This is a genomic window from Tenacibaculum aquaeponti (assembly GCF_052084715.1).
Lineage (GTDB): Bacteria > Bacteroidota > Bacteroidia > Flavobacteriales > Flavobacteriaceae > Polaribacter.
In genome coordinates this window covers 754,847-777,379 of record NZ_CP197288.1, presented here as the reverse complement: position 1 = coordinate 777,379, position 22,533 = coordinate 754,847, and the positions used below count along the sequence as shown (strand labels likewise).

Here is a 22,533-nt window from a genome sequence, read left to right as displayed (position 1 = left end):
ACAAATGTTATTTTTGAAGGATGTCTAGAAAAATAATTTTATTGGTTGTAGCTTCTATTGTTGGATTAATAGCTTTATCGCTAATTCAAGCTCGACTAATTCAAAACACCTATGATTTAAGGAAAGAAGCATTAATTGATACTACCAGCGAAATGGTAGGGAAAATTGGAAATTATGGGACATCAATAGATTCAATTAGTGATGCTATTTCTAATACTTTTCTAAAAGATTTAGATGCATATAGTATTCAAATGCTCCCAAAAGAAAAGCTGCTTAATAGATTACGTGAAATAAATGATTCTTTAAATCCAAGATTTATTGTAGAATATGAAAAAGAAATGAAGTCTAAAAATTTAAATTTCGATTTAAAATATCATAAGATTTTAGAGAGTATAATTTTAGTAGATAGTTTAAAAACCGATACTATTTTTTATGATAAAAATTCAAGTAAATTTAAGTTAGTCGGATATGAATTTCAAAATGATCCAGAGTTACGATTAGGTACTTCTACTTGGGAAACGAATAGAACTTTTCAAAGAAAAATTAAAGGAGAATTAAAAAAAGGAAATTATGATGTAGTTTTTAAAACTGTAAATTACATGAATATAGATGAGGCAAATTCAATCATATTAAACGAAATGAGAGGATTACTTATTTCGTCTTGTTGTATTTTCCTTTTTGTGATAGGTCTCTTTTATTATTCAATAAAAAATTTAATAACTCAGAAGAAAATAGCTGATGTAAAAACAGATTTTATTAATAACATCACTCACGAATTAAAAACACCTTTGGCTACTTTATCCTTAGCAACAAAAATGTTGAAAAAACAAGATATTAATGCGCAAAATAATTTTGTTGAATCAACGATAGAAACTATAGAAAGGCAAAATATAAGATTACAAAAACTAGTTGATCAAGTATTAAATAATAGTTTAGGTTATAATGAAATTGAATTACAAAAGGAAACTGTAAATCTGAATGATTTTGTATTAGAGATTGTAGACGATTTTTTAATCTCTAATAAAGACATTACTTTAACTAATGTTATGTGTGATTATGATGTTTTAATTGAAGTCGATAAATTTTACATGAGTACTGTATTGTCTAACATTTTAGAAAATGCTGTAAAGTATGGCGGAACTGAATTAGAAGTTCAACTGAATCATAATAAGGGCGTTGAAGTTATAATTGCAGACAACGGAATTGGAATTTCAAAGAAAGATATTCAACAGATTTTTAATAAATTTTTCAGAGCTGAAAATAAAGATATTCATAATGTGAAAGGTTTGGGTTTAGGATTGTATTATAGCAATCAAATCATAAAAGCACATAACGGAACAATTTCAGTAAAAAGTGAAAAAGGAAAAGGAACTACTTTTAATATTAAATTACCTTTAGATTAATGGCTCAAACAAAAGAACATATTTTATTAGCAGAAGATGATGTAGATTTTGGTAATCTTTTGAAGCAATATCTCGAAATGTCTGGCTACACTGTAGTTTGGACTCAAAATGGTGAAGAAGCTTTAGAGAAATTCAAAGAGAGTAGTTTTCATATTTGTGTTTTAGATGTAATGATGCCAAAAATGGATGGATTTACATTGGCTGAACAAGTAATAGAGGTAAATCCAGAAATTCCTTTTATTTTTTTAACTGCAAGAAAACTAAAAGAAGATCGATTAAAAGGATTAAAGTTAGGCGCAGATGACTATATCGTAAAACCTTTTGATGCAGATGAATTGGTATTAAGAATTAATAATATCATAAAAAGATCGACAAACAGTGTCATTAAAGTTGTTAATGAAGGTGTTATTCAAATAGGAAATTATAGCTTTAACCAAAGACGATTAGAATTAGTTTTCGAAAATGAAATTCAGCAATTAACAGAAAAAGAAGCTAGTTTAATTCAGTTTTTATTCGACCATAAGAATCAAATGTTAAAACGAGAAGAAATATTAAAAGCTGTATGGAAAAACGACGATTACTTTTCTGGAAGAAGTATGGATGTTTTTATCAGCAGACTTCGTAAATATTTCAAAAAAGACTCAGCTATAACTATAGAAAGTTCAAGAGGAATTGGGCTCGAATTTAAGATAAGTTAATACAGTTGTTTAAGTAGGTTAATGCTAGGTTAACAGAGTAAAAAACTCAGGTTTAGTTTTTAATACCAACTAATTTTGGAGTGTAATTAAAAACTAAATATTATGAAATGTATTAAAGCAACCTTAGTAACAATTTTAATATCAATCAGTGCTTGTGCACAAAACACTCCAGAAATTCCAACTCCTCCACAAGCTCCAAGTTCAGGAAATTCACATACAGAAGTAACTACATCATCATCTAGAGTTAGTAGTTCAACAAGTGTTTCAGATTCAAAAAAACAATACAAATTCAGATCTAAGTTTCATTCATCAAAAAAAGATGGAGTTAAAAATATTCTTACCGATGCTTTAGATAATATTAAAGTTAAAAAGAATAGAAGAGAGTTATTGTGGGAAATTGTAGAAAATGGAGAAGTAATTTTTGAATGTACTTTATCAAAAAATAGATTATCAATTTACTTAGATAAAAAAGCAACGAATTCTAGTTTTTATAGAAAAATAAAGTCGATAGGAGAAGATTTACAAGAGTTTATATCATCACACAAAAGACATACATTTGAAAGTAGAAGAGAGAATTCTATAGGAAGAGCAGAAGCAAGATTAGAAAGAGCCAAAAGAGAATTAGAAGCTTCAATTAAAAATCTAAAAGAAATAAAAAGAGAAAAAGAAGAAGAATCAGATGAAAGATATTAATATTTTGAAACTATGGATAGTATTTATGATTCTATCAGGACTATTATCTGTTCATGCACAATGTGAAAAAATTAATATGTTTAAACACTTCACCTTTGTAAGTAATAATGATACGATTAATTATCATGTCTATTCCAAAGGTGAGGTTTCTTCAAAAAAGAACATACTACTGTTTATTCATGGATCAAGTTCAAAACCGTTTTACAGTTTTTTTAAAGAAAATGGAATTCGATATAGAGGAAGTACGATGCCTTTTGATTTGAAAGAGATACCAGATGACTATGCTTTTTTTATCGTTTCAAAAACATATATTCCATTTTGTGTTGATTCAAAAAAAGAGTTTAAAGCACCCGAAGTCTATCACAAAACAATGACTCTAAAACACAGAGCTTATCAAATAGATAAAGTAATAAAAGATATACTTACAAATTACATTCAAAGACCAAAACGGATAGTAGTAATAGGACATTCTGAAGGAAGTGATGTGGTAGCAAAAGTAGGTTCAATTAATAAAGAAATAACACATGTAGGGTTTTGGTCAGGTAGTGGAAATTCTCAATGGTATGATTTTCCTTTATTTATAAGAAAGGATGTTTTAACAGGAAAATTAACCGAAGAAGAAGGTTTAAAACAGATGGATTCTTTATTTGTGAAATATAAAGAGATTGTAAAAAATAAAGATTCAATTCATAAAAAATGGTACGGACATCCTTATAAAAGATGGTATTATTTTTCAGAGCCACCAATTGAAAACTTATTACAAATTAATGTTCCATTGTATGTAGCTATGGGAGCTAAAGATATATCAGTTCCAATAGAATCCACTTATTTAATTCCTGTTGAATTTATAAGAAACAAAAAAGAAAACCTAACATTTAAGGTATATCCAAATTTAGATCATAGCTTTAATGAAAAGTTGCCAAATGGGAAGAAAAAAAGGCATTGGAATACCGTTTTTCTTGACTTTATGAAATGGGTAAAAAATAATTAGTTGATTAAATGTTTGATTTATAAGGTGTAAAGTAAAGTGAAATTCATTAGTGAATTGTTTATTAGTGTTTTAAAAAAAATAATTTTCTTAAATAATACTTAAAAAAAAGGTGGTCAAAATGATGTTTTTTATGGTATTCGTAATAAAAACATTAATTTGCATTGGAATTAATAATAAATAAATAAATTTTATTTCTTATTTTTGCGTAGTAAAAACGATCAATACTATGGCAAAATTCGAACTAAAGCTTCCTAAAATGGGTGAAAGTGTTGCAGAGGCAACGATAACTTCATGGTTAAAAGAAGTTGGAGATACTATTGAAATGGACGACACTATTGTTGAAGTTGCAACAGATAAAGTAGATAGTGAAGTTCCTAGTGAAGTAGATGGAAAATTAGTTGAAATTTTATTTGAAAAAGATGCCGTAGTTCAAGTTGGTCAAACTATAGCTATTATCGAAGTAGAAGGTGAAGATTCAGGAAATGCTGTAGCGCAACCAGAACCAGTAAAGGAAACTACTTCTGAAGCAGTTGCTGAAGTAGAAAAAACTGTAGAAGTTGCTAAAGAAACTGTAACTTCTATAGATACTTCATCTAGTGATCGCTTTTATTCTCCATTAGTAAAAAGCATAGCAGAGAAAGAAGGTATTGCTCTTTCTGAATTAGAAAGAGTTAATGGAACAGGTAAAGATGGTAGAGTTACTAAAAACGATATTCTTGATTATGTTAAGAATAGAGGTAAAGCTCCTGTAAAAACTAACGATGCTATTCAATTTGATATTGAAAAACCTAAAAAGGTTGAGTCTGCTCCAATTACAATGAGTGGAGAGGATGAAATTATTGAAATGAGTAGAATGGGGAAACTGATTTCAAAACACATGGTAGATTCAGTGCAAACTTCTCCACACGTTCAGTCTTTTATAGAGATCGATGTAACAAATATTGTAAACTGGAGAAATAAAGTTAAAAACGCTTTCCAACAAAGAGAAGGAGAGAAGTTAACATTTACTCCAATCTTTATGCAAGCCGTTGCACAAACAATAAAGAAACATCCTATGATCAATATTTCTTTAGATGGAGATAAGATCATCAAGAGAGGAAATATTAATTTAGGTATGGCTGCTGCGCTTCCTGACGGTAATTTAATTGTACCAGTAATTAAAAATGCTGATGAATTAAGTTTAGTAGGAATGACTAAAAAAGTTAACGATTTAGCTACTAGATCAAGAGCTAATAAGTTAAAGCCAGACGATATTCAAGGAGGAACATATACTGTTACCAATATTGGTAGTTTTGGTAGTATTACAGGTACACCTATTATTAACCAGCCACAAGTTGCTATTCTTGCTTTAGGAGCAATTATTAAAAAACCTGCTGTTATCGAAACTCCTCAAGGAGATTTAATTGGTATTCGTCATAAAATGATTGTATCTCATTCTTATGATCATAGAGTTGTAAATGGAGCTTTAGGAGGTATGTTTATCAAAACATTTAAAGATATCATTGAAGCGTGGGATCCTAATCAAGATTTTTAAGCAATATACTTTATATAAAAGCATTTATTTAATGTTTATAGAGGTTGGTTATTACTCATTATTGAGTTATAACCAATTTTTTTTTACGACTTGTAAAATAATTCTTAAAACAAAATTTTATTTGATATGCTTTTTTAACTCTAATTGAACAAGTTTCTTTTTATTACTTTTGGCGATCAAACTAAAATTATTAAATAATGAAAAAAATACTTGTAGCCTTTGTGTTTTTAATTAGTGCTTTAAGTTTTTCACAAGAAAAAGTTTTATTACGTCTAAACTATGAAAAAGGAGATGTTTATCAAGTCGCTTTGAAAATGAATCAAGACATGGGAGAGATGATGAAGTTAGATATTCAAATGCTAATGGAAATGAAAGTAACAGAAGTAAAAGAAAAAAGTTTTATAACTGAAGCTTCTTTTAAAAATGTAAAAATGGATATGAATGCAATGGGGCAGCAAATGAAATACGATTCTAATATGAAAGAATCTGAAATGGATGCTTTTGCTCAAGGTGCACATTCATCAATGAAAGATCTTTTAAGTACGCTTATTGCTTTCGAATATGATAAAAGAGGTAATGTGATAAATACTAAAGTGATTTCAGGTAACGGAAATGTAAAAGATTTCCAAGATAATTTTAGTAGTATGGTTCTTCCTGAAGAAGAGGTTACTGTTGGATCAACTTGGAGTGCAATGAAATCTACAAAAGAAGGTAGTAAAATGGACTATGTGTATGAAGTTACTGCTATTAATTCTGATAATGTTGAAGTTAAGGTTTCTGGATCTATTTCTGGAGAAGAAAATGCTATTTCTGGTAAAGGAACTATTAATAGAGAAACAGGAAACATGAAAGATATGGATATGGACTTAATTATAAAGGTTCAAGGACAAAAAGTGAATTCTAAAATTTTAATGACTACAACCAAAAAGTAGAAATTATAAAAACTGACTAGTCCTAAATAACCGTTACAGTTATTTATTGATTAAATATATTAAACATCATCTAAAGCTATAGCTTTAGATGATGTTTTTTTTCGATATGATTTTATCTTCATTTTATTTTGTTGATGTGCCTGGTTAGGAGTTTTAAAATGACATGACCAATGCGGTCTTTTAGAGTTATAAATAGTTATTGATTGCTTTACTATTTTCTTCATTATCTTAATATCTAGATTTGTGGTAGCAATAAAGAACTCTTGTTTTAAGATTCCATTAACCCGTTCAGCTATCGCATTTTGATATGGATCGTATGATTCTGTCATACTACATTTAATATTATGTTTTGATAAAATATTTTGATAGATGTTACTACAGTACTGCAATCCTCTATCTGAATGATGGATAAGTTCCTTCTCTGGATATACTCTATTTTTCATAGCTATCTCCAAGGCTTTTACCGTTGAGCTTACTTCTAAAGTTTTATCCAAATGATATCCTATGATTTTCTTAGAATATGCATCTGTAATTAATGATAAATACATAGGGTTCTTACGATTGCCTAAATATGTAATATCTGCTACCCATACTTGTTCTGGTCTATTTATTTCCAGATTTTCAATAAGATTAGTATGTTTTCTAAAACGATGATGAGAGTTGGTTGTAATGTGATAACTCTTTTGTCGTTTTATCAATAGTTTATTAGCTCGTAAAATATCAAATAATCGATCTCTTCCAACAGCTAAACTGCTTAATTCCTCCGAAAGAAGATAATACAGTTTTCTTGTCCCAATCCTTGGTTGTTCCATTCTTACACGCTTAACCAATTCAACAACCTTATTGGCTATTGATTGAGATTTCTTAACTCTATAGTTAGCTTGATAATAGACCTGTCTGCTAAACCCAAGTAATTTACAGGTAGAAGAAATACTTTCTTTCTTTTGTAAAACAAACATATCAATTACTCGGTTTTGGAGTTTTTTCTAATAGGAATATTATACTCTTTCTCAGCTAAATCAATCATCATATCAAACAGTATCGCTTTCTTCTCTGATGCTGCTGCTTGAGCTTTTAAACGATTGTTTTGCTTTTCTAATTGACGTAATTTTTGCTCTAACTCTAATAATTTTTGTTCTGGTGATTTTGGCATATTAGATGGTGTTTGATCAGTCCAATCAAAGTTACCATATTTTCTCAACCATACTAAAACAGTACTTCTTCCTTGAATCCCATATTTAAGTTGAGCTTGTTTGTAGGTTAATTCGCCTTTTTCTACTTCCGATACAACCGAAAGTTTAAAACTCATCGTATAATCTTTCTGAGTACGTTTGCGGTAAATGTTGTCGTTCATAAGGTTACAAATTTGTGTAACGCTATTTCAGGACGAGACAAACAATATAAAAAAAGAGCTGTTTATTAAAACAGCTCTTTTTTTTATTGATATATTTCTTCTAAAGCTTTTGTTAGCTCTTTGTATTTAAAAGAAAAATACTTTTTAATTTTTTCTGTAGAAACTCTACTTCCTTGTAATACAATAACAGCCAATTCTCCTACAACTAGTTGCAAAACAAACTTAGGAACATTAAAAGGAGTAACAAATTTCTTTAATACCTTCCCTAAAGTTTTTGTGAATGAACTATTGGTTTGATGCTCTGGTGCTACTGCATTAAAAATCCCATTAAAAGATTGATCTTCCACTGCTTTAACATACATATCACATAAATCTTCAATGTGAATCCAAGGAATATACTGATCTCCTTTTCCTAAAGCGGATAAAAATAGTGGAGTATTCATTTTTTTTAAAGCACCACCATCTTTACTTAAAACGACACCAGTTCTTAAAATAGTAACAGGAATATTATCTTTTGAAAATTGATTAGCTGCATTTTCCCATTCAATACATATTTTGGCGATAAAATCTTTAGCTGGTTGATCTTCTTCTTTGAAAATAGTTTCAGAAGTAATTGCTCCGTAATATCCAATTCCTGAAGAGGAAATAAAACCTTTTAAAGAAGTGTTGTATTCTTTAATCTTTTGATATAATAAGTTTGCAGATAAAACTCTACTGTCTATTAATTCTTGTTTACGTTTATTAGTCCATTTTTTATCAGCTATACCTGCACCGGCAAGATGAATAATAAAATCGGTATTTTCCAGAGCTTTAGGATCAACATAGTTGTTTTTAACATCCCATTTAAAATGATGTTTTTTTTTGGGGTTCCTAGAAAGAATAATTACTTCATGATTGTTCTTTTTTAATTTTTGTTCTAGTAGTGTTCCTACCAGCCCAGTTCCTCCAGTTAATAAGATTTTTGCCATACAGTAAAAATAAAGAAAACCGTAGTTTTTTACTACGGTTTTCTTAAATTATGTTCTTTTAAAATGAAATTATTTTATTTCCTTTAAAGTATTTGTAATTAATAATTTTAACTGGTTTTTATGTGCTTTTGTAGCAATATTTCCAGTACCATTACTTACCCAAGATTTAATGTTTTTTAAATTGTATAAAGCCATTGCTTTAGAAGCATTAGTAAATCTGTTTTTTGCTTTTCCGCTTACCATATTTAATAACATTTTTGTGTATTGTGTTTGTAGATTTTGGCGGAAAGAATTTACAGATCCATAAATGTCATTTTTGAAAATTGAGTTATTTAAATCAGTCATAAATTCTGAAAGACGATATTGATTTCCATATAATTCAGAATCGCTAATACGTTGTAAAGTATTAGGATGTAAAATATGACTTAAAACTCTCATTTGGTAAGATAAAACTTGTGCATGAATTTTTGGATCTTCTGGTCCTCCAAAGAAATTATAACCACGTCTTTGTCTAGCTAAATAGTTATATAACTCTTTTGGAGCTTTAAATGCATTTGGAGCAAAAATGTACGTTTTTAAAGCATTCATAGCTCTTTTTTGATCTGTATAACTTACAGGAGTATATGGTTGAGTTTCTCCTTGTTGTCCGGCCATAGCTCTATCAACATAAACACCACCAATAAATCTAGAAATTACATCTCCAGCTCTAGCTGCTTGTCCGCTTAATACATAATAAGCATTTCTTAATTCTTGATAAGATTTACCAGTTTTAGTTAATTTAGATTTGATGTTTTTCTTAACATTATTAGCTAACTTGATACGATCTATTGAATAAGCAATTTGATTATTAGATAAATCACCAGTCATTACTCTTGGGTCAATTGCTTTACCAGGAGAACGCATATCATCTGCATCATTTCCAAAAATTAATTCAGGTTTTGTAGATTGAGCTAATAAAGCATCCATTTCAGTTTTGTTTCTAAACGGAGTATATCCAAATTGAATTGCCCAAACATCGTAAGGTCCAACAGCAGTATCATAATATTGACCTTGTTTAGCTGGATCTAAAGTTAAGTTAATAGCTGCATAATCCATTACAGAACCAGTTAAGCATTTTCCTTTAATAAATTCAGGGTTAGCTAATTCAGCAGGTGAAAATAATTGACTAGCTTTCATATTGTGGTTTAAACCTAAAGTATGTCCAACTTCATGCATAATCAAAGCAATCATAGCTTCACGCTTCATACCTTCCATTTGCATATCAGTTGCTCCAGTTGCTGCTAACACAGTTTTACCAAACATAGTGTTTTCATGCATAAGATGTCCTGCAGAACATAACATGTGATTATCTTTATTTAAGAATACGTTTTTATGAGTTTCTTCTTCAGAATTAAAAGAAGTAGCAGCATTAAAAATTCGATCTAAACGAACTCGGTTTGTAAAATGAACATATTCTAACATGATATCTGCACCTAAGATTTCTCCAGTTTTTGGATTAACAAAACTAGGTCCGTATCCACCAAAAGGAGGATTAGGAGAAGAAGTCCAACGTAAAACATTGTATCTTACATCACCAGCATCCCAGTCAGCATTATCAGGTTGAACTTTTACAACCATTGCATTTTTAAATCCTGCTTTTTCAAAAGCAACATTCCATGCTAAAACACCTTGTTTAATAGTTTCTCTCCATTCAAGAGGAGTTGAGTTTTCAATCCACCAAGTAATAGGAGTAACAGGTTCAGAAATTGCAGCATTTGGATCTTTTTTTACTAATCTCCATCTATGAACAAAATCTCTATAATTAATAGCATCAGTGCTAGTCATATCGTTTACCTCTGTAGTAAAATAACCAACTCTAGGATCATCAAATCTAGTTTCATACCCGTTGTCAGGCATATTCATAAAAGTATGGAATACCTTAATAGATACATATCTTCCGTCTTTAATAGCAGAGCTTCCTCCATTTAAGACACTTGGGTTATTATATACATATTCTGTTTTAATATTGGTGTTTTCTGGGTAATTCTTTATTGAATTTACTTTAGATTTATTTTTATCAAAACGACCTAGTTTAAATGCAAAAGGAGATCTACCTGGAAAACTAGGAAATTTAACCCTTGTAAGTGCTTCTGATAGGAATAAACTGCTAGCGTCAATTAAGTATTCTCCTTTTTTGTCATCAGAAGCTAAAATTTTTGCGCTTGTAATAATGGCATCACTTGTATTAGCTTCCGCAGATTTAGATATAGCATTATTTTCATCAAAATAAAAAGATGTATTTGGAGCTACAAATTCAATTTTATTAAAGTACTTTTTAATATTGAAAACACTAGATCCTCTATACGATCCTCTAAAAGCATTAGCTTCAGTAACTCCATCAGCAATTTGTGAAAAATAAATATAGTCTTTGTTTAACTGATCTTTTTTAACCAATAACTTAACAGATCCAGTAACTGAATCTTGAAAAATGGTAAATAAACCTTCAATTTTTGAGCTTTTTTTAGTTAAGTCTGCTATTGTTTTTGTTGGTTTTTTCTTAGGCTTTTTAGGCATTTCCAACTTTGCTTTTTCCTTATCTTTTTTCTTTTTTCTTCTTTGTGCATTAATGTCATTAACGCTTAAAAGCAATAATGCCAAGAAGATAGATAATACTAGTCTTGGTTTTTTTGTAAACATTTTACTATATTTTTAAATGATTTATTTAATGGTTTGTAAAAATATTATTAAAATTTTTAAAAAATTGTTAATGATATAATAAATAGTTATCTGATTTTTTTGATGTTTTGTTTACAAAGTGTTACGATTTTTTCAATTCTATTTTTACGAGTAGATTCTCTTTTAGCAAGAAATAACCAGTATAAATAACTTTTTTGATATGAAGGAGCAAAATTTTTATAGTTTGTATAAGCTTCTTTATTTCTCTTAAATGATTTCAGTAAATCTTCTGGAATTATTAAGTTTTCAACATCATCTAAAGCAAACCAACTTCCGTTTTCTTTTGCAATTTTTATTGATTCTAAGCCACTTTTATGTAGTAGTTTTAAAGTAAATAATTCTTCAATATAATTTTTATTTACTTTACTCCATACACTTTTTGGTTTTCTTGGGCAGAAATATTGATGTCGTTTTCCATCACCTAAACTCTTTACAGTAGAATCTATCCAACCAAAGCATAAAGCGACTTTTACAGCTTCTTCCCAACGCATCGATTGAATTTTTGTTTCAATTTTATAAAAAATCAAATACACCCCTTGAGATGTATCATGATTTTTTAATAACCAATTATACCATTCTTTATCTTCTTTAAAGTATAATTGTATTTTTTCAGGCATTAGCGAATTATTTTAGATGGAAAACTAACAATACTTTCATATCCATTTTCACCAACTGCACTAATACCAAAGAAGAAGTTATCTACAACAATTCCTTCAAGTACAAATTCATTCACATTTTCTACATATTTAAAATGATCCCAGGTAGGAGAAGTTGTATCTCTCCAATAAATTTTATAACCTTTTGCTCCTTTTACATGATCCCATTTAAATTTAGCAGCAGCTTCAACAATTCCTCCAATACCTACGTTTTTTGGTGAAGGTGGAGCAGAAGCAACACTAGCTAAGTTTATAGCGTTTACAGCAGTTAATTTTTTGGCATAATCGAAATTTACAAATTTGAATTTATCACCATATTCGATACCATTTTCTGTACGAATATCTTGATGTTGTTGTGTGTAGTTCTCATGAGCTTCCATAATTCTAATTCCAGCAAAACCAACATCGTTAAAAGGTCTATGGTGACCACCACGTCCAAAACGATCTAATCTATAAATCATCTTCGGATTCATTTCAGGCATATAGGTTTTTGTAGTTTTATAAATATATCGAGCTAATTGTCTAGAAATTCCATCAACTTCACCACCGTAAAAACGACGAGCTCTTTTTTGTTGTGCAGTTTCTGTAGGAGGAGTTGGTTCAGAAAAAATTCTAAATGTTCTATTATCAATAACTCCATCTACTCCTTTAATGTTACCAATCATGTCATTATTTATTACCCCAACAATATTCCAACCTTTATTTTTAGCATAATTTGCTAATCCTTTTCCTCCAAATAAACCTTGTTCTTCACCAGATAAACCAACATATATAATACTATTATTAAATTTATATTTACTTAAAACCCTAGCAGCTTCTATTGCACCGGCCATTCCTGTAGCATTATCATTAGCACCAGGAGCATCATCAGTATAATTATTCGGATCAGAAATACGAGAATCTATATCTCCACTCATAACAATGTAATTATTTGGGTTTTTAGTTCCTCTTTGAATAGCTACAACATTTACAACCCAAACGTCTTTTGTAATTCTTTGATTTGTTCCTTTCTTAACTAAATCTTTTTGATAAAAAACATCTAAGCAGTTGTTACATTTTTTAGAAATCTGCTCAAATTCATTTTTAATCCATCTTCGTGCAGCTCCAATTCCTCTTGTATTAGAAACCGTATCACTTAAAGTATGACGAGTACCAAAATCAGCTAATGTTTTAATATCTGCTTTAATTCTATCGGTAGATATAGCGTTTATAATATCATAAATTTTTGTATCAGTCTGACTATAAGAAAATGAGGTTATGAATAGAGTAATTATAGTTAAGTATTTGTTCATTTTGTAATTAAGTTTGTTTTTCTAAAAATACAAAACAAAAAAGAGAGTGTACTTGTAATACACTCTCTTTAACAGATTCTGTTTGTATGTTTAATTTATTCTTTATCTAGTCTCTTTGTTAAATAGAAACCTAAAAGTAAGGCTCCGCCACCACATAAGAAAATAGAAGAAGTATAGAAAACTTGTTCTGTAATTCTAATTTTATCTTCAATTCTTCCATCAATAAAATTTTTAGATGGACTAGCAAAGTAATAACTTAAAATAGATCCTAGTAAAATTCCAACACCAATCCCCATTAACAATAAGGCAAAATTTAAGATGATGATTCTTCCTGTTAAAGTAGATCTTTTTCGTTCTCCTATTGAAAATATTTTTGCTTCTTGGCCTTTTTCAATTAAAGCTAAACGCTCTCTGTTTCTTGTAGAGAAGTATAGATAAAAGATTCCGAAAACTACTGCAAAGAAAAAGATAAATACTAATGCAACTTCCATATGTAATATATTTTAAATGTTTTTTATTGTGTTTGTAATTGAGACTTGAGTGTTTCAAAAAAGGTTACAACTTTTTTCAAAAAAAATATGAAAGTTTTTTGTAACCTTTTTAAATTGTAGCCTGTCTTACGATAAATGACTATTAAAAACGACCAAACTTATATTGATAAAACCTTAACAGGTGACACAAATTCCTTTGCTTTTTTGGTAGAGAAATATAAAGTTATGGTATATAGTTTAGCTTTAAAAATGCTTAAAAATAAAGAAGAAGCAGAAGAAGTTTCTCAAGATACTTTTATCAAAGCATTTAAAAATTTAAGTAAGTTTAAAGGAGAATCTAAATTCTCTACTTGGTTATATAAAATTGCATATAGAAATTGTTTAGATGCAATTAAGAAAAATGAGAAAAAGTATGTTATTGATGTTATTGATGAAATTACGGAAAACAAAGTAAGAAGCACAGATAATGTTTTAGAACAAATAACAAAAAAAGAACGTACTGATTTGTTGAAGAAATGTTTGCATAAACTGCCAGAACAAGAGCGTTCTATTTTATGGATGTTTTATTTTGATGAATTAAATTTAAAAGAGATTAAAGAAGTTACAGAACTTAAAGAATCTAATATTAAAGTTACTTTACATAGAGCAAGAAAAAGATTAGTATCGATTATTAACGAGAATGTTAAATCTGAATTGATTAATTATGGAGCATAATGAAGAGCAAAAATCATTAGAAAGATTTACTGAAAAGTATATTAAAGAAATTCAAGGAGAGGTACCTTCTTTTAATTTTACAAATTCTGTAATGGATACTATTATCCAACAAGAAGCTGAAAGTGCAAAGGTTTTTGAATACACGCCATTAATATCTAGGAAAGTTTGGATGGTGTTATTGGCTTTATTTATTGGATTTTTAGTTTTTTTAATTAGTATTTCAACTAGTATATTTTCAAAAATAAATTTCAGTTTAAGTTTTCCTGAATTTGAATTATTCAATGTTTTTGAATCAGTTTCAATTCCTAAAAATATCATGTATCTAATTACTATTTTAACTTTTTTAGTTTTAGGCCAATTGTATTTCTTTAAGAAACGTTTTGAAAATATATGAAAACTTTAATGTTTGTTTATTAGATGATTAAGTTTTTTTCGTGAGTGTTTTTTGTTTAAGACTGTTAAAAAATGATTATATTCACAACAGTAATTAATAAAGAATAATCCTTATGAAAAAAAACTTTTTAATCGTATTAATGTTCTCTTTTATTGCTTTTGCTTGCGGAGATAAGAAAGCAGAAGAGGAAAAAAAGAAAGCAGTAGAGCTAGAACAACAAATAGAAGCTGTTAGTAAAGAAGTTGACGAAAATGTTGATTCGTTACAAAAAGAAGCTGAAGAGATAGAGAATGAATTAAAAGCATTAGATAACTTATAAAATTTAAAGAATGAAATTTTCAAAATATATATTAGTAGCATTACTTATAAGTTTTGTAAGTACTGTTAACGCACAAAAGAAATCTAAAGAAGAGAAAAAAGCTAAAAAAGAGTTGGTAAAACAAAAGAAAGCAGCTCTCAAAGAAAAGAAAGTTGAAGCTAAAAAAAGAAAGAAGGAGTTAAAAGAGATGAAAAAAGAAATTAAAGCAGAGAAAAAAGAATTAAAAGTTGAAAAGGATAAAATTTTAGGAGATCATAAAGAAAAAATGAAAGATATGTCTAAAGAAGAAAAAAAGGCATATTTAGAAGCAAATCCAGAATTGAAAGAAAAACTTGAAGCTCATAAAGAAATAACAAAAGAAAAACGTAAAGAATTAAAAGCTAAGAAAAAAGTTTTTAAAAATGAAAAAGCTAATGCTGTTCAGCAAAGAATAGAGAATAAGAAAGAAAAGATTGCTTTTTTTGAAGATAAAAATACTAAAGCAAGGACTAAAATTGCTAAAACAAAAGAACGTTTAGAAGCACAAAAGGCATCTGGAGAGATTACTGAAGATCAGTATAAAGAAAAAATGGAAAAGGTTTCCAAAATAGAAGAGAGAATACAAAAGCACGATGAAAAAGTGTTAAAAATGAAATCTAAATTAGTAAAAAGCGAAGAAAAACTAGAAAAACTGAACACCAAGAAAAAAGAAGAATAGAATAAAAATTATTTTCTAAGCTTAAAAAGCCTCCATTTTTGGAGGCTTTTTATTGTCTTAAAAAACGTACAGTAGTTATTTTACCATTATTTACTTCATAAATAGCAACAGTTTTAAAACTCTTACCATTTATAGTAATTTGTTCTTCATCAATTACCTTATTTCCTTTTATAATGCGATTTAAAATTTTACAGTTTAAATCTTTTACACTATTAAACATTGGTCCGTAGACCAATTCCATTTTTTTCTTCCCTTGATAATTTAATTTATCTAAATATGTGTATACTTTTACATCTTCGCTAAAAGTTGCTAAAAAGTTTTTTAAATTTCTATTATTATAAGCTTCTAACTGTTTTTGCACAATATGTCTTGGTGATTCTTCTGCAACAATAGCCAATTGAGTTCCATTTTTATTAACTGTAATTCTAGAAATATTATTAATTTCTTCATTAGTAAATCTATGGAATAAAGACCAACCTTGATCTTTCTTAGGATGATATTTAAAAATTACATTTTTATTGGGAATCAATAAAGTGCCGTCTGGTAACCAACACATATCTTGATTCTCCATAATACTTGTAATAGATTTTTTCTCTAAAGTTTTAGGATTTAACGACCAAACCTGCCATATTTGATCACTTTTTTTTGTAAAACTTATCAAATCTGAATTTGGAATTTTATGAAATGATCTTCCCACATTTTTTATAATTGCTGTGCTTTTTTGAGCTTTTATATCTGTTACATTTAACTCTAAAGAATCATTAACAATTGCAGAAGAAACTAAAGTGTTTTTATCAAACCAAACCGGATAAGCAACTACTAAATCCTTAATAAGCTCTTTGTTTTTACCGGTATTAAAATCATATTCATAAAAACGTTGTTTTCCATCTATATCTAACCTTACAGCAGAAATATTTTTAGAATTAGGTATGCGTTGAGGAGAATATTCGCCTCCTTTTGGTGTGTTATTAATAAAAGTAACTTTTCCTGTTCTAATATTATATTTAGCAATATCTGTTTGTTTATTTCTAGTTGAAGAAAATATAATTGTATTCTCATCGTAGAAATGAGGTTGGTTATCGTATGCTTTATTGTTAGAAATGTTTCGTCCGTTAGAAACTATCCATTCATTTTCTTTTTTTTGAATATCAAATAAATGTACTTCTGTGTTTACTTGAGCAAATGAAAAAAACGGAAGAATACATAAGATTAACTTTTTCATGAGAGTGATTTTAAAGCTTTAAAGGTAATAAAACTCATCTCAATAGAGAAATTACGATGAGATTGTGTAAAATTTAGATTAAAATAGTTCGTTTTAATTTATAAAAACATAATATAATTTAAACATAAATTTAGCTTTTAGAAATGTAAATTTGATAACTGATATAAATATAGGAGTATGAAGTTTTTTAAAGTTGAAATAGTATTGTTTATTTTAAGTTTATCTTTAATTACTTGTAAAACAAATGAGTCGAATCATCATGTTTATGAGATTTCAACAAAAGAAAAAGATAATGTAAGATTAATAACTTCTTTTAAATCATGGAGTAATAATCCAATTCCATTAATTAGTGCACATAGAGGAGGACCTTATCCTGGTTTTCCAGAGAATGCAATTGAAACTTTTGAAAATATAACGAAATACACACCAGTAGTAATAGAATGTGATGTTGCAATGAGTAAAGACAGTGTATTAGTTTTAATGCATGACAAAACTTTAAATAGAACCACTACAGGATATGGAAATGTTCAGGATAAAACTTATGAAGAGCTTAAAAAACTAAATTTAGTAGATAATGAGGGGAAAGAAACTAATTTTAAAATACCTACGTTAGATAAAGTTTTATCGTGGGGAAAAGGAAAAGTATTATTTACTTTAGATATAAAAAGAGGAGTACCTTTTAACAAAGTAGTTGATTTTGTAGAGAAACATAATGCTGTAGATTATGCTGCTATTATTACCTATCGAATTCAAGATGCAAAACTAATTCACCAATTAAATAAGGAAATGATTATTTCTGTTTCTGCTGGTAATAACGGAGCAATAGATCAAATAGAAAAAGCAAATTTACCAGCAGAAAAATTATTAGGTTTTGTAGGAACAAGACAACCAGATCTTTCCCATTACAATAGTTTAAAAGAAAAAGGCATTAAAACAATTTTAGGAACATTAGGGAATTTAGATAAAAGTGCTGTAGCTAAAGGTAACGATGAAGTATACTTAACATACATAAAAAATGGAGCAAATATTATAGCAACAGATCGACCATTAGAAGTAGCTAAAGTTTTTAAAAAAATTAAAAATAAAGATTAGTCTAAGGTTTTTATAAAATTTGAAGGTAAACTTCCTGTTTGTTTTTTAAATGCTTTTCTGAAAGAATCTGAACTCTTATAACCTAATTCTTTAGTTAAACTTTCTATACTATATGATTTATAACGCTTGTCTTGAGAAAGTTTTTCAAGAATATATTCAATCCTTAAAGTATTGATATAGTCATTAAAACTTTTTTTATAATGAGCGTTTATTGCTTTAGATAAATAAGTTGTGTTTGTGTTTATTCTTTTAGCAGTATTGTATGCATTGCAGTTTAAATTCAAATAGAAGTTTTCTTTTTCTAGAAGTTCTAAATTTTCAATAATCTCAATCATAGTTTCTTTTTTTAGTATAGAATTTTTTTTATGATTGGTTATTTTTTTATGTAATACGTTATTTTTTTTCCTTTTGAAAAGGAAAGAGATAGTAATAATGAGACAAAACAGAGAGAAGATTATCTGATAAATAATTTTAGTTGTATTTGTATAACTTGTTTTATTTTGTTTTTCAAATTCAATTTGAAATTTTTCACTTTCACGTTTAGTAACATGGCTCGAGATAGAATCTGTAATAGTATTTAATTGATTAGAAGCTTCGATATGATCTTTATAATATTTGTTAGAAGTTTTATAATTTCCAACTTCACCATAAGCATTTGCTAATAGATTTAATTCAGATTTGGTCCAAGGATTAACTTTTTGATTAGTTTTAAAATAACTGAAACTTTCTAAAACTTTTATAGAACCATTATAATCGCCTAATAGATAGAGTATATCTGCTTCTAACCCTTTGTTATAAAAATCTAAAGGTTGTTGTCTTGCACTATCTAAATATGTTTTCGATTTTTCAAACTTTTTATTTCTTCCAGCGATGTAAGCTTCCATTAAGTACATTTTTACATAAGCTAGTTTGCTTTTACTTTTTTTTATATGTTTTTTATGTAATGTTTGATATTTAGTTAAAGTGTCTAATTCATATTCCTTATTGTGTTTATAAAATCTAAAAATAAGCTCTGTAATTTCTATTTGTACTAAATTAACATCTTTCTCAATGGCATATGGAATGTTTGTAGTATTAAGTCGATCATATAGTTTTTTAATTCTTTTGAAACCTAAAGATTCATAAAGTGTATAACACAAAACATAATCTGCATAAAGTTGAGCTTTAGCTTCAATAATTAAATCGTTTTCCTCTTTTGCTAGCATACTACTAATTTCAAATTTTGTTAAAGCCTTTTTCCAGTTACCTTTATAAAAATGGCAAAAAGCTTCAAGTAGTTCTAACTTGGCTAAATATGGATGATTAATTATGTAGTTTGTAGATGTTATGTAGCTTTTATATGCGTTTACATTTTTTAAATTATCCTTAAAACTCAAGTTTTTCATAACAATAATCGTTTTTAAAAAATGAAAGTCATTTTTTAAAGATTGATTGTTTGTTCTATCAATTTTTTTCCAAAGTTCTTGTAATTCATTATGAACATTAAAATTGTCTCCAGCAAGAATTCTTAGTTTATAAGTATGAATTAATTCATGTAAAGATTTTCCTGTTAAAGATTTAAAAGAGGCATTAGATATTTGAGTAAATCCAAAGTTATAGAATAAAATAAATACAATCGTTGAAACGAAGTTTTTCATAGAATTTTAAAGGTTAATTAGGTGTAAATTACTCAATTTTTGAAATATAAAAACTTTAAAAAATAAAGATTTACCTAAATTTATAAATATAGGTTTTATAAAGAATAGCGATAGAACTATTGTATTTGCTGAGGTTAAGAGATTTAACTTGCCTAAATTTATAAAACTATGCATACACTTTTTGCAAACCTTAAATAGTTGATTTTTCTTTGAATCGAAAAGGAAATTATTGCAAGACATTCCCAACATTATTTTTCGCGAAAAAAGACATTAATAACCTCGTGTCTTTAAAATAAGTGAGGTTCTTATTTTAAACTAAAGATTATAAAAATGAAAAAATCAATATTAAACTTAGGAAAAGCACTAAGCAAAGAAAGTCAACAACAAATAAAAGGAGGAAGATTAAGAAACCCTGATGAAAGTCCTGGAGGAAATCCATGTGGATTTATGACATGTATGAATCAGTTTGGAAGATGTGCTATGTGTTCTTTTGAAGAATGGTATGCTAATGAATGGGGAATGTAATGTATAAATTATAAAAACTTAAATATGAAAAAATCAATATTAACTTTAGGAAAATTAATAAGTAAAGAATCTCAAAAAGAGATAAAAGGAGGAACAAGACCTCCAGTTTGTATACCAGGTACATGCTATTCTTCTAGCCAGTCGAATGTACTTTCAATGGGAAATATAAACGGAACACCATGTGGAGTTTTTTTTGGAACTAAAATTTGTAAAGGAACCATTTTAAATAATCAGTGTTGTTTGAATTAAATTCTACGGTTATACAAGATTTAATTTATTTATATTAAACATAAAAGAGAAGTTATTAAACTTCTCTTTTTCTTTAATTTTTATAAAATCATCTTTATTTTAAAGAGGTAATCCATTTATCAATTTTAGCTTCTAATAAGGCTAATGGGATACATCCAGTTTCTAAAACTTGATTGTGAAATTGTCGAATATCAAATTTATCCCCTAATTCTCTTTTAGCTTTAGCACGTAATTCAAGAATTTTTAGCTGCCCTATTTTATATGATAAAGCTTGGCCTGGATTTGCCATATAGCGCTCAATTTCAGAAATGATACTAGCCTCACTTTCTGCTTCATTATCTAAAGAATATTGAATAGCTCTTTCACGACTCCATCCTTTTGAATGTAACCCAGTATCAACAACTAAACGAATTGCTCTATGCATTTCCATTCCTAACATTCCAAAATATTGATAAGGATCTGTATATAATCCTAATTCTTTACCTAAGTTTTCGGTGTATAAAGCCCAGCCTTCACCATAAGCACTATACCATAGAGTTTTTCTGAAATCTGGCAAATCTTCATTTTCTTGAGTTAAAGAAATTTGATAGTGATGTCCAGGTATTGCTTCATGTAAGAATAAAGCTTCATCAGAAAAAACATTGTATTTAGTTGCATCTGGAATTGGAGTATAAAATACACCAGGACGTGTGCCGTCTAATGAACCAGGGTTATATTCTGCACTTGCAGAAGCTTCTCTAAACTTCTCAGTTTGTTTAACAATAAAACCTGTTTTAGGTTTGTTGTCGAATAACTTTTCTAACTGAGGTTTCATTTTTTTATGAATAGTATTAAAGTTATCAATAATTTGCTGAGGTTCTGAGTAAGGCATTAATTTTTTATTATTTCTTACATAATTGAAAAATGCTTTTAAATCACCTTCAAAACCAACTTCCTTTTTTACTTTTTCCATTTCAGATAAAATTCTAGCAACTTCTTTTAAACCTAACTCATGAATTTCATCAGCAGTCATAGTTGTAGTAGTATAATTTTTTATTGAATGTTTGTAATATTCTTTTCCATTTGGAACAGCATCAATTCCACTAGTATCTAAACCAGCATTTAAATATTGTGTTTTTAAAAAATCATACATTTTTTTAAAAGAAGGAATTAGTTTATCATTTAAAATTATAGAAGCTTGTTTTTTAATTGTTTTAATATCAGTAGCATCTAACTCTTGCGGAATACTTTTAAAAGGAGTATTAAATAAATGCAGATCAATTTTAGTTTCTGCTAAAACTTTAAACTGAGGAATTACTTTTTTTATTAAAGATTTTGGTAATACAAAACCTTCTTTAATTCCTTGTTTCATTCTTTCTTGAGCCGTTTGTAGCCAAGTATGATAACCTTCTAATCGTTTTATCCAATTATAATAATCCTGAGCTGTTTTAAAAGGTTGTGCAGAACTTCCACTAGCTAGTTGACCAACAGTTAGATTGATTGTCCACATTTGATTAATTGGAAGTAACTGATCATTTTTAAAACTCATTTGTTTTAACATCATATCACAATCCCAAGCAAGTACAGCTTTACTCATTTGCTGACTTTCAGTTAAAGAATCTGTAGAGAAATCATTAAGTTTAGTTTTATATGTTGTGAAGAAATCTTTTGCTTTTAAAGCGTATGAATCAGATAAAAAATTAGGGAATTTATCGTTAAAACGATAATCTCCTGCATAAGTTGCGTTTATTGGATTTAATTCTAATTTCCCTTCATTATATTCTTTTAAAAGTTTATTAAAAGCTGTATTGGGAATAGAAGTTTTAATAATTTCTTTTTTAGGTTCAGTTTTACAAGAAACAAGTACTAAAGTAAATGAAACTAGTGAAAAGACTAATTTTCTCATTAAATAATTTATTTGTGATACTTAACAAATATAGGAAAAGTAATAAAGGATGCTTTAAATGTTAACAAAACC

At 28.1% G+C, this 22,533-nt stretch carries 22 protein-coding genes; 13 read left to right on the top strand and 9 right to left on the bottom strand.

Features of this window, described 5'->3' with window-relative positions; translation table 11 throughout:
* Positions 1 to 20 precede the first annotated feature (20 nt).
* The 6 genes from ACSIGC_RS03540 to ACSIGC_RS03515 all read left to right on the top strand — a co-directional run bounded on the left by ACSIGC_RS03540 (position 21) and on the right by ACSIGC_RS03515 (position 6,251).
* On the top strand, positions 21 to 1,403 hold the full coding sequence (locus ACSIGC_RS03540) for a sensor histidine kinase (RefSeq protein ID WP_442266784.1): 1,383 nt from the start codon (positions 21 to 23) through the stop codon (positions 1,401 to 1,403).
* Positions 1,403 to 2,101, top strand: coding sequence for a response regulator transcription factor (locus ACSIGC_RS03535; protein ID WP_442266783.1), 699 nt, complete (start codon positions 1,403 to 1,405; stop codon positions 2,099 to 2,101). The genes ACSIGC_RS03540 and ACSIGC_RS03535 overlap by 1 nt, the downstream gene beginning before the upstream one ends.
* Positions 2,102 to 2,203: 102 nt before the next feature.
* Positions 2,204 to 2,794: a hypothetical protein gene (locus ACSIGC_RS03530; protein ID WP_442266782.1), complete on the top strand. Its 591-nt coding sequence runs from the start codon at positions 2,204 to 2,206 to the stop codon at positions 2,792 to 2,794.
* A gap of 25 nt (positions 2,795 to 2,819) precedes the next feature.
* Positions 2,820 to 3,785, top strand: coding sequence for a dienelactone hydrolase family protein (locus ACSIGC_RS03525; protein WP_442266781.1), 966 nt, complete (start codon positions 2,820 to 2,822; stop codon positions 3,783 to 3,785).
* Between the two features lie 226 nt (positions 3,786 to 4,011).
* Complete coding sequence (locus tag ACSIGC_RS03520; RefSeq protein ID WP_442266780.1) at positions 4,012 to 5,319, top strand: dihydrolipoamide acetyltransferase family protein; 1,308 nt, start codon at positions 4,012 to 4,014, stop codon at positions 5,317 to 5,319.
* Between the two features lie 197 nt (positions 5,320 to 5,516).
* Positions 5,517 to 6,251 carry a hypothetical protein gene (locus tag ACSIGC_RS03515; RefSeq protein WP_442266779.1) on the top strand — a complete coding sequence of 245 codons (735 nt, stop codon included), beginning with the start codon at positions 5,517 to 5,519 and terminating at the stop codon, positions 6,249 to 6,251.
* A 59-nt stretch (positions 6,252 to 6,310) separates the two neighbouring features.
* Here the strand turns inward: ACSIGC_RS03515 and ACSIGC_RS03510 are convergent.
* From ACSIGC_RS03510 to ACSIGC_RS03485, 6 genes are all read right to left on the bottom strand, one after another.
* A protein-coding gene (locus ACSIGC_RS03510; RefSeq protein ID WP_442266462.1) for an IS3 family transposase occupies positions 6,311 to 7,605 on the bottom strand; the annotation gives its coding sequence in 2 pieces (ribosomal slippage) (positions 6,311 to 7,239 and positions 7,239 to 7,605; 1,296 coding nt in all).
* An 83-nt stretch (positions 7,606 to 7,688) separates the two neighbouring features.
* Positions 7,689 to 8,573, bottom strand: coding sequence for a TIGR01777 family oxidoreductase (locus tag ACSIGC_RS03505; RefSeq protein WP_442266778.1), 885 nt, complete (start codon positions 8,571 to 8,573; stop codon positions 7,689 to 7,691).
* Between the two features lie 69 nt (positions 8,574 to 8,642).
* Positions 8,643 to 11,249 carry a zinc-dependent metalloprotease gene (locus ACSIGC_RS03500; RefSeq protein ID WP_442266777.1) on the bottom strand — a complete coding sequence of 869 codons (2,607 nt, stop codon included), beginning with the start codon at positions 11,247 to 11,249 and terminating at the stop codon, positions 8,643 to 8,645.
* An 86-nt stretch (positions 11,250 to 11,335) separates the two neighbouring features.
* A complete protein-coding gene (locus tag ACSIGC_RS03495) occupies positions 11,336 to 11,905 on the bottom strand; it encodes a YdeI/OmpD-associated family protein (RefSeq protein WP_442266776.1) in 570 nt (189 codons plus the stop codon).
* Positions 11,905 to 13,236, bottom strand: coding sequence for a M28 family peptidase (locus ACSIGC_RS03490; protein ID WP_442266775.1), 1,332 nt, complete (start codon positions 13,234 to 13,236; stop codon positions 11,905 to 11,907). Before ACSIGC_RS03490 ends, ACSIGC_RS03495 begins: the two co-directional genes overlap by 1 nt.
* A gap of 95 nt (positions 13,237 to 13,331) precedes the next feature.
* Positions 13,332 to 13,727: a DUF6249 domain-containing protein gene (locus ACSIGC_RS03485; RefSeq protein ID WP_299682153.1), complete on the bottom strand. Its 396-nt coding sequence runs from the start codon at positions 13,725 to 13,727 to the stop codon at positions 13,332 to 13,334.
* A 135-nt stretch (positions 13,728 to 13,862) separates the two neighbouring features.
* Between ACSIGC_RS03485 and ACSIGC_RS03480 the strand changes: the two genes are divergently transcribed.
* The 4 genes from ACSIGC_RS03480 (at position 13,863) to ACSIGC_RS03465 (ending at position 15,851) form a co-directional block, all read left to right on the top strand.
* Entirely contained in the window at positions 13,863 to 14,441 is a 579-nt protein-coding gene (locus ACSIGC_RS03480) for an RNA polymerase sigma factor (protein ID WP_442266774.1), read from the top strand.
* Positions 14,431 to 14,835, top strand: a complete 405-nt coding sequence (locus tag ACSIGC_RS03475) for a hypothetical protein (protein ID WP_442266773.1) — start codon at positions 14,431 to 14,433, stop codon at positions 14,833 to 14,835. The genes ACSIGC_RS03480 and ACSIGC_RS03475 overlap by 11 nt, the downstream gene beginning before the upstream one ends.
* A gap of 112 nt (positions 14,836 to 14,947) precedes the next feature.
* Positions 14,948 to 15,154 carry a hypothetical protein gene (locus ACSIGC_RS03470; RefSeq protein ID WP_442266772.1) on the top strand — a complete coding sequence of 69 codons (207 nt, stop codon included), beginning with the start codon at positions 14,948 to 14,950 and terminating at the stop codon, positions 15,152 to 15,154.
* Positions 15,155 to 15,164: 10 nt separating this feature from the next.
* Positions 15,165 to 15,851, top strand: a complete 687-nt coding sequence (locus tag ACSIGC_RS03465; RefSeq protein ID WP_442266771.1) for a hypothetical protein — start codon at positions 15,165 to 15,167, stop codon at positions 15,849 to 15,851.
* A 49-nt stretch (positions 15,852 to 15,900) separates the two neighbouring features.
* Here the strand turns inward: ACSIGC_RS03465 and ACSIGC_RS03460 are convergent, their stop codons facing one another.
* The gene (locus ACSIGC_RS03460) at positions 15,901 to 17,073 is read right to left on the bottom strand and encodes a nuclear transport factor 2 family protein (protein ID WP_442266770.1); all 1,173 of its coding nucleotides are present in this window, start codon (positions 17,071 to 17,073) and stop codon (positions 15,901 to 15,903) included.
* Between the two features lie 177 nt (positions 17,074 to 17,250).
* Between ACSIGC_RS03460 and ACSIGC_RS03455 the strand changes: the two genes are divergently transcribed.
* Entirely contained in the window at positions 17,251 to 18,165 is a 915-nt protein-coding gene (locus tag ACSIGC_RS03455) for a glycerophosphodiester phosphodiesterase family protein (RefSeq protein ID WP_442266769.1), read from the top strand.
* Here ACSIGC_RS03455 and ACSIGC_RS03450 read toward each other — a convergent pair.
* Positions 18,162 to 19,802 carry a helix-turn-helix domain-containing protein gene (locus tag ACSIGC_RS03450; protein WP_442266768.1) on the bottom strand — a complete coding sequence of 547 codons (1,641 nt, stop codon included), beginning with the start codon at positions 19,800 to 19,802 and terminating at the stop codon, positions 18,162 to 18,164. The two genes, ACSIGC_RS03455 and ACSIGC_RS03450, sit on opposite strands and share 4 nt — an antisense overlap.
* A gap of 330 nt (positions 19,803 to 20,132) precedes the next feature.
* Between ACSIGC_RS03450 and ACSIGC_RS03445 the strand changes: the two genes are divergently transcribed.
* Positions 20,133 to 20,327, top strand: coding sequence for a hypothetical protein (locus tag ACSIGC_RS03445; protein WP_442266767.1), 195 nt, complete (start codon positions 20,133 to 20,135; stop codon positions 20,325 to 20,327).
* A 24-nt stretch (positions 20,328 to 20,351) separates the two neighbouring features.
* Positions 20,352 to 20,576 carry a hypothetical protein gene (locus tag ACSIGC_RS03440; RefSeq protein ID WP_442266766.1) on the top strand — a complete coding sequence of 75 codons (225 nt, stop codon included), beginning with the start codon at positions 20,352 to 20,354 and terminating at the stop codon, positions 20,574 to 20,576.
* Between the two features lie 94 nt (positions 20,577 to 20,670).
* Here the strand turns inward: ACSIGC_RS03440 and ACSIGC_RS03435 are convergent, their stop codons facing one another.
* Complete coding sequence (locus ACSIGC_RS03435; protein ID WP_442266765.1) at positions 20,671 to 22,461, bottom strand: DUF885 domain-containing protein; 1,791 nt, start codon at positions 22,459 to 22,461, stop codon at positions 20,671 to 20,673.
* Between the last annotated feature and the right edge of the window lie 72 nt (positions 22,462 to 22,533).

Coding starts and splice junctions, on each gene's coding strand:
- ACSIGC_RS03465 (WP_442266771.1), top strand. CDS start 15,165: ATGAAATTTTCAAAATATATATTAGTAGCATTACTTATAAGTTTTGTA.
- ACSIGC_RS03535 (WP_442266783.1), top strand. CDS start 1,403: ATGGCTCAAACAAAAGAACATATTTTATTAGCAGAAGATGATGTAGAT.
- ACSIGC_RS03435 (WP_442266765.1), bottom strand. CDS start 22,461: ATGAGAAAATTAGTCTTTTCACTAGTTTCATTTACTTTAGTACTTGTT.
- ACSIGC_RS03440 (WP_442266766.1), top strand. CDS start 20,352: ATGAAAAAATCAATATTAACTTTAGGAAAATTAATAAGTAAAGAATCT.
- ACSIGC_RS03495 (WP_442266776.1), bottom strand. CDS start 11,905: ATGCCTGAAAAAATACAATTATACTTTAAAGAAGATAAAGAATGGTAT.
- ACSIGC_RS03490 (WP_442266775.1), bottom strand. CDS start 13,236: ATGAACAAATACTTAACTATAATTACTCTATTCATAACCTCATTTTCT.
- ACSIGC_RS03450 (WP_442266768.1), bottom strand. CDS start 19,802: ATGAAAAACTTCGTTTCAACGATTGTATTTATTTTATTCTATAACTTT.
- ACSIGC_RS03500 (WP_442266777.1), bottom strand. CDS start 11,249: ATGTTTACAAAAAAACCAAGACTAGTATTATCTATCTTCTTGGCATTA.
- ACSIGC_RS03540 (WP_442266784.1), top strand. CDS start 21: ATGTCTAGAAAAATAATTTTATTGGTTGTAGCTTCTATTGTTGGATTA.
- ACSIGC_RS03525 (WP_442266781.1), top strand. CDS start 2,820: ATGATTCTATCAGGACTATTATCTGTTCATGCACAATGTGAAAAAATT.
- ACSIGC_RS03485 (WP_299682153.1), bottom strand. CDS start 13,727: ATGGAAGTTGCATTAGTATTTATCTTTTTCTTTGCAGTAGTTTTCGGA.
- ACSIGC_RS03530 (WP_442266782.1), top strand. CDS start 2,204: ATGAAATGTATTAAAGCAACCTTAGTAACAATTTTAATATCAATCAGT.
- ACSIGC_RS03460 (WP_442266770.1), bottom strand. CDS start 17,073: ATGAAAAAGTTAATCTTATGTATTCTTCCGTTTTTTTCATTTGCTCAA.
- ACSIGC_RS03470 (WP_442266772.1), top strand. CDS start 14,948: ATGAAAAAAAACTTTTTAATCGTATTAATGTTCTCTTTTATTGCTTTT.
- ACSIGC_RS03475 (WP_442266773.1), top strand. CDS start 14,431: ATGGAGCATAATGAAGAGCAAAAATCATTAGAAAGATTTACTGAAAAG.
- ACSIGC_RS03480 (WP_442266774.1), top strand. CDS start 13,863: ATGACTATTAAAAACGACCAAACTTATATTGATAAAACCTTAACAGGT.
- ACSIGC_RS03520 (WP_442266780.1), top strand. CDS start 4,012: ATGGCAAAATTCGAACTAAAGCTTCCTAAAATGGGTGAAAGTGTTGCA.
- ACSIGC_RS03505 (WP_442266778.1), bottom strand. CDS start 8,573: ATGGCAAAAATCTTATTAACTGGAGGAACTGGGCTGGTAGGAACACTA.
- ACSIGC_RS03515 (WP_442266779.1), top strand. CDS start 5,517: ATGAAAAAAATACTTGTAGCCTTTGTGTTTTTAATTAGTGCTTTAAGT.
- ACSIGC_RS03455 (WP_442266769.1), top strand. CDS start 17,251: ATGAAGTTTTTTAAAGTTGAAATAGTATTGTTTATTTTAAGTTTATCT.
- ACSIGC_RS03445 (WP_442266767.1), top strand. CDS start 20,133: ATGAAAAAATCAATATTAAACTTAGGAAAAGCACTAAGCAAAGAAAGT.